The sequence below is a fragment of the Herpetosiphon sp. NSE202 genome (assembly GCF_042688385.1).
In the GTDB taxonomy this organism is placed as follows: domain Bacteria; phylum Chloroflexota; class Chloroflexia; order Chloroflexales; family Herpetosiphonaceae; genus Herpetosiphon.
This window is the reverse complement of sequence record NZ_JBHUPY010000008.1, coordinates 39,422-55,937: the sequence shown is the minus strand read 5'-3', so window position 1 is coordinate 55,937 and position 16,516 is coordinate 39,422. Positions and strand designations below refer to the sequence as shown.

Here is a 16,516-nt window from a genome sequence, read left to right as displayed (position 1 = left end):
TTTAGGCTTGCTATGCTGCTTCTATCACGATTTAGAAGGAGCAAGGCTATGCTACGGCGCTTGTTATGGATTGGAATGTTGTTGCTGTTGGTTGGTTGCCAGCAACCACCACAGCAACTTGCATGCTTTCGCCCGCTGATAAATACACCCACTACCCAACTGGCAACAGGTGAACGTTTGGTGCTGCTTGATCGGATTTTGGCGATTGAACCAGCTCCGACCAAGCCAATCACGTTACAATTTACCTTAGTGAATCATCCATTAACGCGATTCAGTTTCAATTTCAATCAAAAAAATAACCACGTTAAGTTTATCGATCTGGAAAACTTTTTTCATATAAAGCCTGTTGCAACGCTTGAATGCCAAGATACATTTTTGCCCAAAAGCTATTCTTTTGTGTTAGAGATTATGTCCAACACCAAAACGTATACTCAACCATTTGATGTTAGCTACAAAGCTGATATTAATGATTTTAATTTCTATGATCTGCAATTTACTCAGGCAACAAATGTTAAATTAATGATGTTTGCTGTTATTATTATTGGATTGATATTTTTATTAATTATCTATAGTATAATTTGGGTTGTAATATTTAAAAATAAATTGTATACTAAAAAATTAATAATAACTATCTTATTGGTTAAATTTATTTTAGCAATATTTATTTTGCATATTGACTTTTATAATTTTAATCAAAAAAAGACTCTTTATTGCTACTCCATGATTACAGTTTAATGAAAAATATCAACCATTAGCAGAAGGCATAAAAATGTTTCCAAATGGAATTCAAAGCCAAGATATTGATCTTAATTTTTATCCATTGCATATCGATCTTTCTGATGAAGAGAATAATTATATGTATAACGATAGTAGATATTTTTATCGATTTTATTTCAAGCATATGCCAGCACTAAGTTCTGTTCCTACTTATCCTCATTGTAATCGAGAATTGAATCGTACCCATATTGATATGTACCTGTTTAAGCAACATAATGAAGTTAGCACTATTCCAATTATAATCAAACCATTGTATAAAGATAATCTTGATAATAATATTGGTTTTATTCGCGCCTATGATTTTGCCGGAGCAATGTTGACCTTATCAATCCTTGCAATTCCACTGCTATTGTTTATCCGCTCGCAGCGCTAAGTATTGGCTCCATTAAGCTGCTTAAATTGGCTTAAGCATCTGCTAAACTGTGCCCACTGGATTATTGCAGGCTGCGAAAGGATCGCTATGAGCAAGCCGATTAATCTCCACGAGTATGAACAACAGGCAATGACGCTATTGGAAGGCCCAACTTGCGATTATTATGCAGGCGGCTGCGAGGATGAAGTGACGCTGCGGGCTAATCTGCAATCGTTTGAGCAGGTGCGCTTGCGTCCGCGCTTTTTGGTCGATGTGCGCGAAGTTTCGACCGCGACGACTCTACTTGGCAAGCCACTTGATTCACCAATTCTCGTCGCGCCTTCGGCTTATCATGGCTTGGCCCATGCCGAGGGCGAATGTGAAACTGCGCGCGGTGTGGCCCAAGCTGGCTCGTTATTCACCGTCAGCACCTTGGCCACTCGTTCGCTGGAAGAGGTGGCTGCTGCCGCCGAATGCCCGCTGTGGTTTCAATTGTATGTCTATCGCGATCGCAGCGTTTCCGAGCGCTTGATTGCGCGGGCTGAGGCCGCAGGCTACCAAGCCTTGATGCTAACGATCGATCGGCCTTGGCTTGGGCGACGCGAGCGCGAGTTGCGCAGCGGTTTTGGTGTGCCAGCCCATCTGAGTATGGCCAATTTTCGCGATGTGCCTGCCGCGCAAAACTATCGTCGTGCTGGCCCAAATGCCTTGCCCGACCCCAAAGCCGATATGTTTGATGCTGGCTTGAATTGGGAATCGATCGCATGGTTGCGCTCAGTCACCAGCTTGCCAATTATTGTCAAAGGCATTTTGACTGCTGAAGATGCCGTCTTGGCAGCTCAAGCAGGCGCGGCAGCGGTGGTGGTTTCAAATCATGGTGGCCGCCAAATTGATGGTACGGTGACCACACTCGAAGCCTTGCCCGAAGTTGCTACTGCTTTAGCTGACAGTGCGTGCGAAATTTATATTGATGGCGGCATTCGGCGCGGCAGCGATGCGCTCAAAGCTTTGGCCCTCGGCGCGCAGGCAATTATGCTTGGGCGGCCTGTCTTGTGGGGCTTGGCGGTTGCTGGTAGCGCAGGAGTTGCCGATGTGCTGACGATTATGCAGCGCGAATTGCAACGCTCGATGGCGCTCTGTGGCCGCCCCAATTTGGCCAGCATCGATCGTAGCCTTGTCCGCCCAAGTGGCATGCTGTTCTAATGATAGAACATAGAACATAGAACATAGCGTTTGGCGATCAGGGGGCGGGGGCTGAGGATCGGGCTATGGGCATTGGGCTGGCACGAACATAATCCCAAAAATCTGTGCCAATCTGTGGCTAAAAGCGTTTCATAGATCACATATTTAACGCGGAGGCGCAGAGTAGCGAGGGATGAGGGATGAGGGATGAAGCGTAATACTTTGGAAAGAGAAACCTTCGCGATTTTCGTGTCCTTCGCGGTTTTACTCCTTCGTGTTCCTTCGTGTCCTTCGTGGATCAAACCCTAGCCCCCTCGATCATAATGGTATAATTCAAGCCAGGAGGTCGTACCCATGAATGGATTTATGATTGGCTTGACCCTAACAATGATCGTTGGTGGCTTGATTCTGATCGTCGGGCCAATTTATTTGCGCCGTCGTTGGGATAACGAGACCCAGCGCAATTGGGAGCACGACGAATTTGATCGCAAGGTCAAGCGCTATAACGACGATATTGCCAATCGCCAGCGCGATTACGATATTGTGAATGTGCTGAGTGGCCGAGAAACGCCAACCGTGGTTGATCGCTATCGTGATAAAGAATAAACTGGATTGAGCGCTGCGTGATTGATTTTCAACAGGTACGCTATTTTTATCCCCAAGCCACAAGTGCAGCGCTTGATCGTTGTACGTTGCAGATCGCCGAAGGCGAATTTGTGCTGGTCTGTGGTGCGTCGGGCAGCGGCAAATCAAGTTTACTGCGCGCTATCAATGGCCTAATTCCACATTTTCATGGCGGCACATGGCAAGGGCAATTAACCGTTTGTGGCCGCGATACTCGTCATTTTACGCCGCGCGATTTGGCTGAATCCGTTGGCTTTGTCTTTCAAGACCCAGATGCTCAATTTGTGGTCGATATTGTCGAGGATGAATTGGCGTTTGCCATGGAAAATGCTGGCTTGCCCCAAGCAACCATGCGCCGCCGGATTGAAGAAGCCCTCGATCAACTTGAAATTGCTCATTTGCGCCATCGCTCTTTGGCCAGCCTCTCTGGTGGCGAGCGCCAACGGGTCGCGATTGCCGCCGCCTTAACCGTTCAGCCCCAGATCTTAGTTCTCGATGAACCAACCTCGCAGCTTGACCCCCACACTGCTGAAGAAGTGCTGACCGCCTTGCAAAAGCTCAACGCCGATTTGGGCCTGACGATCGTGCTTTCCGAGCATCGCTTAGAACGGGTGGTGCAATATGTCGATCGGATTGTGTGGATGCATGCTGGCAAGATTGCGCTGGCTGATGTGCCGCGCACTGTTCTGGCTCAGATGCCATTTGCGCCGCCGTTAGTCGAAGTTGCCCGTCATTTCAACTGGCAACCGTTGCCATTGACCATCAAACAAGGCCGCGCTGCTGTGCGCCAACAGCCAATTAGTGCCGAACCAAAATTGCCAATAGACCCAACTTTGGGTGCTGAATTGTTACGCGCCGAAGCCTTGGATGCTCGTTATGCTGAGCAACCAGCCTTGCAGGATGTCAATCTGCGCCTGCATGCTGGCGAAATTCTGGCGATTATGGGCCGCAATGGTTCGGGCAAAACCACCTTGTTGCGCCATTTGGTCGGCTTGCAACAACCAACCAAAGGCCGCGTGTTGTTGCAGCAACAACCAATTGCCAATCGTGCGGTTGAGCAATTGGCCCAGCAGATTGGCTTTGTGCCGCAAAACCCCAGCGACATCTTGTTTCACCCCAGTTTAGAGCAAGAGCTAGCGTGGACGCTCAAAAATCATGGCCAGGCAATTGATCAAAGCCAAATTGAACAAACTTTGCAACGCTTGAATTTGCAGCATCTGCGTGATCGTCATCCGCGTGATCTTTCTGGTGGCGAGGCCCAACGGGCTGCGTTTGCCGCGATTGTGGTTGCCAAGCCGCAAATTCTCTTGCTCGATGAGCCAACCAGAGGCTTGGATTATGCCGCCAAGCAGCAGCTTGCTACCTTTCTGCAAGCCTTAGCTAGCGAACAGCATGGGATTATCGTTGTAACTCACGATGTCGAATTTGTGGCGTTGTGTGCGCAGCGGGTAGTTTTATTGGGCGAGGGCGAAGTCGTGGTTGAGGGCACGCCGCAAGTGGTGTTGGGCGATTCGCTGCTATTTTCAACCCAAGTTGGCAAATTATTTCCCAAATTTGGCTGGCTGAGCGTTGCTGATGTGCTGGCTGGTACGCAATAAAGCCCGCTAGCTTTATCAAACAGCGGGCTTGCTACAAACACAATTAGCTTTGATTAACTTTGGCCTTGAGCGCAGCCAATTCGGCTTCGAGCGAGGTTTCTTGCTCCAAATCGCGGAATTTATTTTCCAGCGAATTGCTCTCCAATTTGGCCATTGCCTCGGCTTTGTACAAGCGATCGTCGATCCGTTCTTCCATTGCGCCCAAGCGATCGCCTAATTCGCCTGAGCCTTGCATATTTTGCAGTGCCCTGGTGGCGGCTTCTTGCGAATTGGCGCGGCTGGTTTTGGCTTTGATCAAATCGCGTTTGGCGCGAGCCTCACCAATTTGCTGTTCCAAGCGGGCAATTGCATTGCGAAAATCCTTAACTTGCGCGCTTTGGGTTTCCGATTGGGTCGCATATTCGCTGGCAGCGGCGCTAAAATGGCGCTTGCGTTCCAATGCTGCACGCGCCAACTGTTCGTCGTTGCGTTCGAGGGCATTGGTGGCTTTGCGTTCCCAATCATCAGCTTGTTTGCGATTCTCGTCGCGCTTTTGCTCCATGCGGGTTGCTTGGGCCATGGCCATGGCAGTTGCTCGTTTGGCTTCGCCATATTGAGCTTCAAGCTGGCGAATATATTCATCGGCCATGGTCACCGGGTTCTCGGCCCGATCAAACAAGGCGTGCAACCAAGCGCGTACAATTGTTTTGATGCGTGTCCACATTGTGTAATGCTCCTACTGACTACTGTTGCATAGTACGTGTCACTGCTCGGAATGTTGCTTAAGCATACCGTATCTGCAAGAGCAAATGCAAGGATGTACCATTGCATTGTGCTCGTTGGCATCTATAATGCTTATACATGCCTAGGTTACAATCGCTTGCTAAAGGAGTTGAACTATGGCCGACAAGGAAAAAAAAGGTTTTTTTGGTAATTTGGCTGATCAGATGAAGGATGCGATTGACCAAAGTCGCGAACGTGCTGAAGCCGAAGCGGAAGCCAAACCTGCTGCACCTGCGCCAGGGAATGTAATTGGTCAAATCCGTGAGCGTTTGAATGATCTGCACGAGAAGCAAGAAGATGCAGCTTCATCGTCAGTATCCAGTGCGATGAATGCAATTAAAGAAGCGCAAGAGGCCCGCGAAAAGGCCGATACCCAAACCGCTGCCACCAGTAACGCACTTGCCGAGGCCGTGCGTAAAGCCCAAGAAACTGCCAAAGCCGAAGAAGCCGCTAAGGCTGAAGCAGCCAAAGCTGAAGCCGCCAAGGCCGAAGAAGCCGCTAAAGCAGAGGCCGCCAAAGCTGAAGCCGCCAAGGCCGAACAACGCTATACCGTTCAAGGTGGCGATACGTTGGGCAAAATCTCAGGCCGTTTTTATGGCGATCCAGCCCAATGGCGACGCATTTATGAGGCCAACAAGGCAATTATCGGCAATAACCCCGATGTGATTAGCGTCGGCCAAGAGTTTGTGATTCCCGATGCTAGCACGCCACTGCCAGCTCAACGAACCTATACGGTGCGCTCTGGCGATACCATGCGCGCCATCGCCCAACGCTTCTATGGCGATGAAATGCAGTGGAAACGGATTTATCAAGCCAATCGCGACCGTATTCCCAACCCCGATGTGATTCACGTTGGCCAAGAATTTATCATCCCCGAATAAATCATACTCTGCTGCGTGGATGTTGGTTTTTACTGGCATCCACGCAATAAAAGAGCATAGAGGATAGAAGTTTTTTGGCCACGCATTGCCCGAATTACACGAATGATTAAGCTTCATCCTTCATCCTTTCGTTCTCTGCGCGTCTGCGTTAAATGCTGATCCACGAAGGACACGAAGCGCACGAAGGTTAAGTTTTTTCGCCACAAATTGTATGAATTCCCCGAAGAATGCTCCGATAGCCAAAAGCCAATAGCCTTGCTTTCTCTGCGCCGCTGCGTTAAATTTTTAGCCACGAATTACACGAATTCCACGAACAATGTTCCGCTAGCCAATCACCAAGCATCTACCTGGCCCCCGGCCCCTGATCGCCGACACCTTATCCCTTTTGCCTTTTGCCTTTTGCCTTCATCCCTCATCCCTCATCACTCATCCTTTTCCCAATGTTCTATAATGCTCATAGCGATTCTTTCAGCGAGAGCATACAAACATTCATGCATATTCTTCACGTGTATAAAGATTATTTTCCGGTGCTTGGTGGGATGGAAAACCATATTCGGGTGGTTGCCGAGGGCTTGGCCGAGCGCGGCCATCAAGTTACGGTGGCGGTCAGCAACACCTATCCTAAAACCGAGATTGAGCGCCGCAATGGTGTGGCGGTGATCAAAGCAGCCCAATGGTTGCGCAAAGCCTCAACCCCAATTAGCCCAATGAGCCTGCCGCTGAGCTGGCGCGTGCCCGCCGATATTATCCATTTGCACCATCCCTTCCCGCCTGGCGATTTGCTCTATTGGCTGCGGCGGGGCAAGGCCAAATTGGTCATTACCTATCAGAGCGATATTGTGCGCCAGCGCCGTTTATTGCAACTCTACCGGCCATTGCTGACCCGCACCTTGAACGCCGCCGATCGAATTATTGCTGCCAGCCCGCAGTATATTCAGACTTCGCCATGGCTTGCACCGCACGCTGCCAAATGTCGGGTTATTCCGTTGAGCGTCGATACCGAGCGCTTTAATCAACTTGATCATGCGGCAATTCAAGCTTTGCGTGTGCAGGTTGGCGCGCCCATGCTGTTGTTTGTTGGGCGTTTTCGCCATTACAAAGGCTTGCACTATCTGCTTGAGGCCCTGCCAAAAATTCCGCATGCCACGTTGGTTTTGGTGGGTATTGGCCCCGAAGAGCCACGGCTGCGCGATTTGGCGCAACGCTTGGGGATTAGCGAACGTATTGTATGGGCTGGCGAAGTCCCGGATGAAGCCTTACCAAATTACTATGCCGCTGCCGATGTATTTGTGCTACCATCCCATTTACGAGCAGAAGCATTTGGAATTGTGCAACTTGAGGCATTGGCAGCGGGCATTCCAATCGTCAGCACTGAATTGGGCACTGGCACAAGCTTTGTCAATGCCCACGGCGAAACTGGCTTTGTTGTGCCGCCAGCCGACCCTGCGGCGCTTGCCCGTGCGATCAATGTGCTGTTGGAAAATCCAGCCTTGCGCGCGCAATTTGGGGCCAATGGCCGCCAACGAGCAAGCAGCACCTTCAGTCCGCAGCGTATGCTCGATCAGATTGAAGCACTCTATAACGAGATTGTGAGTTAGGTATGTTGTTACAAGCAGGAACCGAATTGTTGGGGCGTTATCATATCGTGCGGGCCATCGGCCAAGGCGGTATGAGCGCGGTCTATGCAGCCTTTGATCGCCAATTGAATACGCCGGTGGCGATCAAACACTTTCGCAATTCCGATCCTGCCTTGCATGCCAACCTCGACCGCGAAGCTCAGATTTTGGCGCGCTTGCAGCACCCCGCCTTGCCCCGCGTCTATGATATTCGCCGCGAGCACGACGATGCCTATTTGATTATGGATTTGATCGAGGGCGACACCCTCGGCACGTTGCTAACCCAACGTGGCAGCGGCTTCGAGCCAGCAACGGTGGTGGCGTGGGCGGCAACCTTAGCCGAGCCACTCAGCTACTTGCATCAACAAACGCCGCCCGTGATTCACCGCGACATCAAGCCGCATAATGTGATGCGCACGCCCGCTGGTAAGTTGATTTTGCTAGATTTTGGTTTGGCCAAGCAATGGTCAACTGGTCAGCAAAGCGTGATTGCCTACACCCTGCCGTATGCGTCGTTGGAGCAAATTCAAGGCACGACCACGCTCGATCAGCGCAGCGATGTCTATGGATTTGGCGCGACGCTCTATCATTTGCTGACCAATCGCGAGCCAGTGGATGCCCTGACGCGGGCCAGCGCCCAAATTTATGCCAACCCTGATCCCTTGCCCGTGCCGAGCAGCCTCAATAGCGCGGTCAACTCAGCGCTGGATCGGGTACTGCTGGATTGTTTGGCCTTGCGTGCCCACGAACGGCCAGCGAGTATTCGTGATGTGGTGAATTTGTTGCAAGCAGCGCAAACCGCCACGGTCAGCGTGCCTATGGTTGTAGCCACGAGCGCTGGCCAGCCAACGCTTCGAGTCGATGCTCAATTGCCCGATGGCGTGAGTTATGCGCCGCCACGCCGTTTCGAGCCACGGCCTGCACCAGCCTCAACTCCGGCTGCTCCACCCCGCCCACGCCGCTCGATCTCACGCTGGAGTGCGGCTGAGCAGATGAACCGCGCCCAGTGGAGTATGCCCAACTACGAGCAGCTGTATCAAGATAGAGCAGATCCAAAGCCATTTAGCCCAATCAATAATCCACAATGGATGATTGCCCAAGAGGCAACCAAAAGCAGAATCAGCTCGGCACTTGATGATGATGACGATGTGATTAGCCCTAATCAGGTCATGAACGTCATCTTTTTTCTTTTGGTAATTATCGTTTTAGGGTCTTGTCAATTTTTTGGCTAGGGAGCAGATATGAGTTTAGGTGTTGGTTCAATCTTGCTTGGGCGCTATCAAATTTTGCGCTTAATTGGCCAAGGTGGTATGGGCACGGTCTATGCAGCCTTCGATCAACAGCTCAAACATCAGTTGGCCATTAAATATTTTCGCGGCCAAGATGCGGTTTTTCAAAGCAATTTGGAGCGTGAAGCCCAATTATTGGCTCGCTTGCGCCACCCAGCCCTACCCCGCGTCTACGATTTGCAGCGGGTTGGTGACGCTGCCTTTTTGATTATGGATCTGATCGAGGGCGAGAATCTTGGCACGCTTTTGGCCCAACGCGGTGCTGCGTTCGAGCCAGATGTGGTACTGGCGTGGGCCAATGCACTTGCTCCGGCAATCAGCTATTTGCATCATCAAACGCCGCCCGTGATTCACCGTGATATTAAGCCGCAAAATATTTTGCGTACACCCGAAGGCCAATTGATGTTGGTCGATTTTGGCTTAGCCAAGCAATGGGCTTCTTCAACCCAAAGCGTCGTTGCCTACACCTTGGCCTATGCCGCTTTGGAGCAAATTCAAGCCACTAGCCCGGTCAATCAGCGCAGCGATGTCTATAGTTTTGCCGCCACGCTCTATCATTTGCTCACCAATTGCGAGCCAGCAGATGCGCTTACTCGCGCTAGTAGTCTGATTAATGGCCAGCCTGATCCGTTACTCAGCGCTGATATATTGAATCTAGCAATTTCGCCGAGCTTAGCAGCAGCATTACATAATGGATTGGCGTTAGCTGCGCACGAGCGGCCTGCTAGCATCGATCAATTAATGCGCCAATTGCAACAGGGCTACCAGAATCAAGCGCTGCTGAGTAGCGCAGGCCAACCAACAATTGTGCAACGCCAAGCAGTGCAAACGATTGCCTTACCAACTGCCACCAAGCCCGCAGTTTCGGCCCAGCAAATCTTGCAACCGCAAATAGCACCACAACAGATGACCTACCAAGAAACGACCGACATGGAAGATCCATTAACGCGCTTTATTGTTTTTGCTGCGGTTTTCATTGTGCTAGCCTTAGTCGCACTTTGCTTCTACGGACAATCATTCTAACAATCCTCTGTTTTGGCTGATCTGCGCTGGGCAAGGTTTTGTGGTATGCTTGGCGTATTTGAGCTTTAAAATCAAAGGAGTCGCATCCGTGGCTGATTACAGCGCCTATATTGAAAAAAGTTTTCGTGAACATATTGCGATGGCCGAGCAGGTCTTGGCCGAACAATCAGCAACGATTAATGCCATGGCCAATGTGTTGATCGCATGCTATCAACAAGGCCATAAGGCTATTTTTTGTGGTAATGGTGGCAGTGCCGCCGATGCTCAACACTTGGCCGCCGAATTTGTCGGGCGCTATTTGATCGACCGTCGCCCAATTCCGGCGCTGGCGTTGCACACTGATACCTCGACCTTAACCGCCGTCGGCAACGACTATGGCTACGATCAAGTCTTTTCGCGCCAAGTCCAAGCTCATATGAACCCAGGCGATGTGCTGGTTTGTTTGACCACCAGTGGCAACTCGGCCAATGTGATCAAGGCTGCTGAAGTGGCCCGCGAGTTGGGCAACCCTGTGCTGGCCTTGCTTGGTGGCGATGGCGGCAAGATTCTGCCATTGTGCGACCATGCCTTGGTTGTGCCATTCAAATTGCCCTATCTGGTGCAAGAAATTTCGATGCTCGTTGGCCACTTGTTATGCGACCTGACCGAACAAGCCTTGTTTGCCAAATAACTGGCGTGATCGACGCAATGACGCAGCGATTGAACGATCGCTGCGTTTTTTAATTAAGTTTTTTAGGTGAGATTTAACGATGAGTCAAGCAGCTGTATTTATTGATCGTGATGGCACAATCAATGTTGAAGTGAATTATTTGCATCAACCAGAACTGGTGCAGCTTGAGCAAACGGTTGGTCAAGCAATTGCCCGCCTGAACCAAGCTGGTTTTTTGGTTTTAGTGGTGACAAATCAATCGGGAATTGCTCGCGGCTACTATAGCGCTGAGGATATGCAGGCGGTGCATCGGCGGATTAGCGAACTGCTCGCGCCGTTCAATGCCCATATCGATGGCTGGTATTATTGCCCGCATCATCCTGAGGTAACTGGCGAATGTGCTTGTCGTAAGCCCAATTTGGGCATGTTCGCGCAAGCCCAAGCCGAATTCGCGATCGATCTCAGCCGTTCGTGGATGATTGGCGATAAACTGCTCGATGTGCAAGCTGGCATCCATTTGGGTGTGCCTGCCATTATGGTCCAAACAGGGTATGGCGCACAGCATCAACACGATTTGCCTGCCCATGCTATGCTGGTAGCGAATCTCAATGCTGCGGTCGACCTGATTGTGCAGGAGTAAATATGCAACCTCAATCACCCCAACCACCCCATCTTCAACAACAACCAACCGTTCAAATCGTGCCGCCATGGATGATCTCGGCTACCTTCGATTTGCCAGGCTTTCGGGTTGTGCAAAATCGGGGGATTGTGCGGGGCATTGTGGTGCGCTCGCGTTCAGTTTTTGGCACGATTGGCGCATCATTGCAAACTTTAGTCGGCGGTAATATTACTATTTGGTCGAAGCTGTGTGAGCAAGCACGGCTCGAAGCGTTTGAAATTATGTCGTTGCATGCTGCCGAATTAGGTGCAAACGCGATTATTGCCATGCGCTACGATGCGACCGAAATTAGTGCTGGCGTGACTGAAGTGTTGGCTTATGGCAGCGCCGTGATTGTTGAGCCAGTTCGCTAAATCTCATGGCTTGATACAATTTATTTTAAGCAAAACCCCCGTTGGAATAGCTCCAACGGGGGTTTGTTTTGATTATTTGGCTCAGATTTAGACGTTTTCGTCGTCTTCGTCGGTGCCAAGCAGTTCGTTCAAGGTTGGTTTGCGACCTTCTTCTGCTTGCAAGCGAGCCATCGCTTGTGCAAAGAGATCATCCTTCGGCCCGTTGCCGCTATCAATGTTGGTGACAGCGGTCAAGGCTTCGTCGAATGAACGTGGTGGCACTGGCTTGGGTTCGCTGGCGATTGCTGGCGCTGGCGTTGCTGCTGGCGTTTCGCGATCTGCTGGCGCGCTGGTGATTTGGGCAACGCGCAAGGCGGCTTCTTCGGCCAATTTGCGGCGTTGCTCCATACCCGTGCCTGCTGGGATGAGCTTGCCAATAACCACGTTTTCCTTCAAGCCACGCAGGTAGTCGATTTTGCCGTTGACGGCAGCTTCGGTCAATACGCGGGTGGTTTCTTGGAACGAGGCCGCCGACAAGAATGAGTCGGTCGACAACGAGGCCTTGGTAATCCCCAACAGCACTGGCACTGCCAACGCTGGGTCACCACCTTGGCTCACAATCGAAGCATTGATGCGATTGAGTTCGTGCAGTTCGACCAATTCGCCTGGCAACAGTTCTGTATCGCCTGGCTCCTCGATGCGTACCCGCCGCAACATCTGGCGCACAATCACTTCAATGTGTTTATCGTTGATCCCCACACCTTGCGAACGATAGACCTTTTGGGCTTCGTTGGTCAGGTATTCTTGAACTGCTTCGCGACCACGCAATTGCAGCATTTCTTGTGGGTCGGACGAGCCTTCGGTCATTTGCTGGCCAACTTGGACTAAATCGCCATCTTTGACCCGCAAACGAGCGGCGTGAGCAATAACTTCTTCATGTTCTTCGATGTCCTTGGCTTGAATCACCAAGCGATCATCGTCGACATAGACATTGCCTGCCAAGCCTGCGACCAATGGTGGGCGGCTGTCGCCGTCAACATTGCTTTCGGCCAAGAGGTTGCCAATTTCAACCGCATCACCGTTTTTGACGACCACGCGATAGTCTTTGGGCAACATTTGCTCGTCGGTATACACTTCCTCAGAGACGATCCGCAAACGCCGAATGCCTTCTTCTTCGCGCACAATCTGGACGCGGCCAGCAATTTGTGCCAGCACGGCTTTACCCTTAGGAATCCGCGCTTCGAAGATTTCTTGCACCCGTGGCAAACCTTGGGTGATGTCGGTATCGGTTGCAACACCACCGGTGTGGAACGTCCGCAACGTGAGCTGCGTCCCTGGCTCACCGATTGATTGGGCTGCGATAATCCCGACAGCTTCGCCAATTTCGACCATCTTGCCTGTGGCAAGGTTACGGCCATAGCACTTGCGACAAATGCCATAATCGGCGTTACAGGTCAACACTGAACGGACATAGATGCCGAATTCAGCTTGGGCCTCTTTGTCGAGCGATTTCAGGACGTTGGCGATGTGTTTGCCATCATCTTCTAAGATTTCGCTATCGGTTGGGAAAACGACTTCGCCAGTTACTGGATTGGTGACTGGAGCCACCGTCACGCGCCCAATGATGCGATCTTCGACCGAGGCCAAAATATCGCGGCTGACCCGAATCCACATGCCTTCGGTGGTGCCACAATCTTCGATTGTCACAATCACATCTTGGGCAACGTCCACCAAACGGCGGGTCAAATAGCCAGCGTCTGCTGTCCGCAAGGCGGTATCAGCCAAACCTTTCCGGCCACCGTGGGTCGAGATGAAGTATTCGATAACGCTCAAGCCTTCGCGGAAGTTGGCGGTAATCGGCAATTCGATAATCCGTCCGGTTGGGTCGGTGGTCAAACCCCGCATCCCAGCCATCTGGCGAATTTGCTCAACATTACCACGCGCCCCAGAGGTTGACATCATCGAGACTGGCCCGAATGGATTCAACGAGCGTTGGACTTCAACCTTGATTTGGTTGGTTGCATCAAGCCATGCCGAAACCACTTCGCGATAGCGTTCGTCGTCGGTAATCAGACCACGGCGCTGCATCTTTTCGATGTCTTGCACCTTCTTGTAGGTTTCTTCCACAATCGCATTTTTGGTATCGGGAACTTCTACGTCCGAAGCCGAGAAGGTCATCCCGCCCAAGGTGGCGTGCTTGAAGCCCAAGGCCTTGATCCGGTCGGCCAAACGTGCGGTTCGTTCTGAGGCATAGAAGCGCAACAACGATTCTTCCGAGGTCTCAGGGCCAAAGCGTTCAATTAATTCTTGATACACGTCGGCAATGATGTTCTCGCGTTGTGAGTGGAAGCGATAACAATCGGCAATCAAGGCTTTCAAGCCCGATTTACCAACCAAGAAGTTGCGATAGTGCAATGGTGAGCGATAGCCGTTTTCGCCAGCTTTTGGCTCGCCTTGGTAGCGCAACGCATTGTTGAAGATGATCCGTCCAACGCTGGTCTCAATCAAGACCCGTGGGGTCACACCATCCAACGATGGCAATTCTTTATCGCGCAAATCGCTGCCTGGCAGAATGTAATCTTCGATCACAATCCAAACTGGCGCTTGAATATGCACGATGCCGTTGGTATAGGCCAACAAGGCTTCGTCAATTGAACCAAAGCGCTTGCCACCACCCTTGGCTCCAGGCCGAACTTGGGTCAGATAGAAACAACCCAACACGATGTCTTGCGATGGCGTAATAATGGGATCGCCAGTTGCTGGTGACAATAGGTTGTAGGTCGAGATCATCCGGCGACGCGCTTCTTCTTGGGCCTTGCGCGACAATGGTACGTGGACAGCCATTTGGTCGCCGTCAAAGTCGGCGTTGAATGCAGCACACACCAAGGGGTGCAATTGAATCGCCGAGCCTTCGATCAGCTTGGCTTCAAAGGCTTGAATTGACAAACGGTGCAGCGAAGGCGCACGGTTGAGCAATACCAAGTAGTCTTTGATGACTTCTTCGAGCACATCCCACACTTCAGGCCGGACCCGCTCAACAAAGCGCTTGGCTGATTTGATGTTGTGGGCAAAGCCTTTATCGACCAAGCGGCGCATAACGAATGGCTTGAACAATTCCAAGGCCATTTTCTTAGGCAAACCACATTGGTGCAATTGAAGGGTCGGCCCAACCACAATTACCGAACGGCCAGAGTAGTCGACCCGCTTACCTAAAAGGTTTTGGCGGAAGCGACCTTGCTTGCCCTTGAGCATATCGCTCAAGCTCTTCAAGCGATGCTTGCCCTTGCCACTAACTGGGCGGCCACGGCGACCGTTGTCGATCAAGGCATCAACTGCTTCTTGCAACATCCGTTTTTCGTTGCGCACGATGATTTCAGGTGCGTTCAGCTCCATCAAGCGCTTGAGCCGGTTGTTGCGATTGATCACCCGTCGATACAGGTCGTTCAAGTCGGAGGTTGCAAACCGACCACCATCAAGCTGCACCATCGGGCGCAAATCTGGTGGAATCACTGGCAACACGGTCATAATCATCCATTCAGGACGATTGCCGCTCTTGCGGAATGCTTCAACCACGCGCAGCCGTTTGGTGGCTTTCTTGCGGCGTTGGCCCGATGAGCTTTGTACTTCGGCTTGGGTTTGATTCGACAATTCGTCGAGATCAACCATCGACACGATGTCGCGCACCGCGCCAGCACCCATATCGGCCTTGAAGGTGTAGGGCGCTAAATCACGCAGAATCCGATATTCGTTTTCCGAAATGATCCGGTGCAACTGAATATCATCCAAGCGATCAAGCTTGTCTTTTTCTTCTTTGTTGAGGTCTTCAAGCTGCTTGATCAAGGCCGTGGTCAAACGCTCTTGTTCAGCATCAGCCACCGATTGGCGTTGATCACGCTCGCCGTCGGCCAACAAGCGCACGTTTTCGATTTCGTATTCGCGGCGTTGTTCAAGCTTTTCGCGCTCTTGATCGATCAACTGTTCGAGTTGTTCCAAGCTGCGCTCGCGTACTGGCTCGTTTTCTTCGAGCAGCACCGTACCCCGATAAACAATATCTTCATCGGCTAATGCGTCGATGCCGATCAGTTCTTCGAGGTGTTCGCGCAAGGCGTTGGCTTCGTCTTCGATTTCTTGGCGTTGACGGGCAAATTGTTCATGCGTGCGCTCCAACGTGCCTTCCATGGCATTATCCATCGCCGCAAGGTCTTTGCTTAAACGGGTTGCCTTTTCGCCACGTTGTTCAAGGATTTTTTCTTCTAGATCTTTGCGCCGCACACCAAAGTCGGTCTTCATTTGCTCACGTACATTGCCCAATGCCAGATCATCGACATCGGTAATAATGTATGAGGCAAAATAAAGCACCCGCTCAAGATTACGCGGCGAAATATCTAAAAGTAAACCCAAACGCGATGGTGTGCCTTTAACAAACCAAATGTGCGATACAGGCGAGGCAAGTTTGATATGACCCATGCGATCGCGTCGCACTTTGGATCGGGTGACTTCTACGCCACATTTATCGCACACAATGCCCTTATAACGCACACGTTTGTACTTCCCGCAGTAACATTCCCAATCGCGCGTGGGTCCGAAGATTTTTTCACAGAACAAGCCATCGCGTTCAGGACGCAGGGTTCTATAATTAATCGTCTCTGGTTTTGTTACTTCACCGTGCGACCAGCTCAGGATGTCTTCTGGTGAAGCGAGACTGATACGAATTGCATTGAATTCATTGATTTCGAGCATGGTTGAACGCTC

14 protein-coding genes are annotated in these 16,516 nt (G+C 51.0%); 12 read left to right on the top strand and 2 right to left on the bottom strand.

The features are described 5' to 3' along the window. The first annotated feature begins 48 nt into the window (after positions 1 to 48). From ACFMKP_RS11675 to ACFMKP_RS11655, 5 genes are all read left to right on the top strand, one after another. Positions 49 to 735: a hypothetical protein gene (locus tag ACFMKP_RS11675; protein WP_382291999.1), complete on the top strand. Its 687-nt coding sequence runs from the start codon at positions 49 to 51 to the stop codon at positions 733 to 735. A 34-nt stretch (positions 736 to 769) separates the two neighbouring features. Next, a complete protein-coding gene (locus ACFMKP_RS11670) occupies positions 770 to 1,150 on the top strand; it encodes a hypothetical protein (protein WP_382291997.1) in 381 nt (126 codons plus the stop codon). An 87-nt stretch (positions 1,151 to 1,237) separates the two neighbouring features. Continuing rightward, entirely contained in the window at positions 1,238 to 2,332 is a 1,095-nt protein-coding gene (locus ACFMKP_RS11665; protein ID WP_382291995.1) for an alpha-hydroxy acid oxidase, read from the top strand. Between the two features lie 333 nt (positions 2,333 to 2,665). Continuing rightward, entirely contained in the window at positions 2,666 to 2,917 is a 252-nt protein-coding gene (locus tag ACFMKP_RS11660) for a hypothetical protein (protein WP_382291993.1), read from the top strand. A gap of 17 nt (positions 2,918 to 2,934) precedes the next feature. Further along, positions 2,935 to 4,533 (top strand): ABC transporter ATP-binding protein, encoded by a 1,599-nt coding sequence (locus ACFMKP_RS11655; protein ID WP_382291991.1) that lies wholly within the window; start codon positions 2,935 to 2,937, stop codon positions 4,531 to 4,533. 43 nt (positions 4,534 to 4,576) lie between these two features. Here the strand turns inward: ACFMKP_RS11655 and ACFMKP_RS11650 are convergent, their stop codons facing one another. Beyond that, positions 4,577 to 5,236 (bottom strand): PspA/IM30 family protein, encoded by a 660-nt coding sequence (locus tag ACFMKP_RS11650; protein WP_382291989.1) that lies wholly within the window; start codon positions 5,234 to 5,236, stop codon positions 4,577 to 4,579. A 175-nt stretch (positions 5,237 to 5,411) separates the two neighbouring features. Here ACFMKP_RS11650 and ACFMKP_RS11645 point away from each other — a divergent pair, with 175 nt between their 5' ends. From ACFMKP_RS11645 to ACFMKP_RS11615, 7 genes are all read left to right on the top strand, one after another. Continuing rightward, positions 5,412 to 6,176 (top strand): LysM peptidoglycan-binding domain-containing protein, encoded by a 765-nt coding sequence (locus ACFMKP_RS11645; protein ID WP_382291988.1) that lies wholly within the window; start codon positions 5,412 to 5,414, stop codon positions 6,174 to 6,176. Positions 6,177 to 6,667: 491 nt separating this feature from the next. Beyond that, entirely contained in the window at positions 6,668 to 7,774 is a 1,107-nt protein-coding gene (locus ACFMKP_RS11640; RefSeq protein WP_382291986.1) for a glycosyltransferase, read from the top strand. Positions 7,775 to 7,776: 2 nt separating this feature from the next. Continuing rightward, positions 7,777 to 9,024: a serine/threonine protein kinase gene (locus tag ACFMKP_RS11635; protein ID WP_382291984.1), complete on the top strand. Its 1,248-nt coding sequence runs from the start codon at positions 7,777 to 7,779 to the stop codon at positions 9,022 to 9,024. A 9-nt stretch (positions 9,025 to 9,033) separates the two neighbouring features. Beyond that, entirely contained in the window at positions 9,034 to 10,104 is a 1,071-nt protein-coding gene (locus tag ACFMKP_RS11630) for a serine/threonine-protein kinase (protein ID WP_382291982.1), read from the top strand. Between the two features lie 139 nt (positions 10,105 to 10,243). After that, the gene (locus ACFMKP_RS11625; protein ID WP_382292067.1) at positions 10,244 to 10,774 is read left to right on the top strand and encodes an SIS domain-containing protein; all 531 of its coding nucleotides are present in this window, start codon (positions 10,244 to 10,246) and stop codon (positions 10,772 to 10,774) included. Between the two features lie 79 nt (positions 10,775 to 10,853). After that, entirely contained in the window at positions 10,854 to 11,393 is a 540-nt protein-coding gene (gmhB, locus tag ACFMKP_RS11620; RefSeq protein WP_382291980.1) for a D-glycero-beta-D-manno-heptose 1,7-bisphosphate 7-phosphatase, read from the top strand. A gap of 2 nt (positions 11,394 to 11,395) precedes the next feature. Continuing rightward, on the top strand, positions 11,396 to 11,785 hold the full coding sequence (locus ACFMKP_RS11615; protein WP_382291978.1) for a YbjQ family protein: 390 nt from the start codon (positions 11,396 to 11,398) through the stop codon (positions 11,783 to 11,785). 87 nt (positions 11,786 to 11,872) lie between these two features. Here the strand turns inward: ACFMKP_RS11615 and rpoC are convergent, their stop codons facing one another. Further along, positions 11,873 to 16,504, bottom strand: a complete 4,632-nt coding sequence (rpoC, locus tag ACFMKP_RS11610; protein WP_382291977.1) for a DNA-directed RNA polymerase subunit beta' — start codon at positions 16,502 to 16,504, stop codon at positions 11,873 to 11,875. Between the last annotated feature and the right edge of the window lie 12 nt (positions 16,505 to 16,516).

Excerpts from the sequence above, each read along its gene's own strand:
- ACFMKP_RS11650 (WP_382291989.1), bottom strand. The coding sequence starts at position 5,236 with ATGTGGACACGCATCAAAACAATTGTACGCGCTTGGTTGCACGCCTTG.
- ACFMKP_RS11635 (WP_382291984.1), top strand. The coding sequence starts at position 7,777 with ATGTTGTTACAAGCAGGAACCGAATTGTTGGGGCGTTATCATATCGTG.
- ACFMKP_RS11615 (WP_382291978.1), top strand. The coding sequence starts at position 11,396 with ATGCAACCTCAATCACCCCAACCACCCCATCTTCAACAACAACCAACC.
- rpoC (WP_382291977.1), bottom strand. The coding sequence starts at position 16,504 with ATGCTCGAAATCAATGAATTCAATGCAATTCGTATCAGTCTCGCTTCA.
- ACFMKP_RS11640 (WP_382291986.1), top strand. The coding sequence starts at position 6,668 with ATGCATATTCTTCACGTGTATAAAGATTATTTTCCGGTGCTTGGTGGG.
- ACFMKP_RS11660 (WP_382291993.1), top strand. The coding sequence starts at position 2,666 with ATGAATGGATTTATGATTGGCTTGACCCTAACAATGATCGTTGGTGGC.
- ACFMKP_RS11670 (WP_382291997.1), top strand. The coding sequence starts at position 770 with ATGTTTCCAAATGGAATTCAAAGCCAAGATATTGATCTTAATTTTTAT.
- ACFMKP_RS11645 (WP_382291988.1), top strand. The coding sequence starts at position 5,412 with ATGGCCGACAAGGAAAAAAAAGGTTTTTTTGGTAATTTGGCTGATCAG.
- ACFMKP_RS11630 (WP_382291982.1), top strand. The coding sequence starts at position 9,034 with ATGAGTTTAGGTGTTGGTTCAATCTTGCTTGGGCGCTATCAAATTTTG.
- ACFMKP_RS11665 (WP_382291995.1), top strand. The coding sequence starts at position 1,238 with ATGAGCAAGCCGATTAATCTCCACGAGTATGAACAACAGGCAATGACG.
- gmhB (WP_382291980.1), top strand. The coding sequence starts at position 10,854 with ATGAGTCAAGCAGCTGTATTTATTGATCGTGATGGCACAATCAATGTT.
- ACFMKP_RS11625 (WP_382292067.1), top strand. The coding sequence starts at position 10,244 with ATGGCCGAGCAGGTCTTGGCCGAACAATCAGCAACGATTAATGCCATG.
- ACFMKP_RS11675 (WP_382291999.1), top strand. The coding sequence starts at position 49 with ATGCTACGGCGCTTGTTATGGATTGGAATGTTGTTGCTGTTGGTTGGT.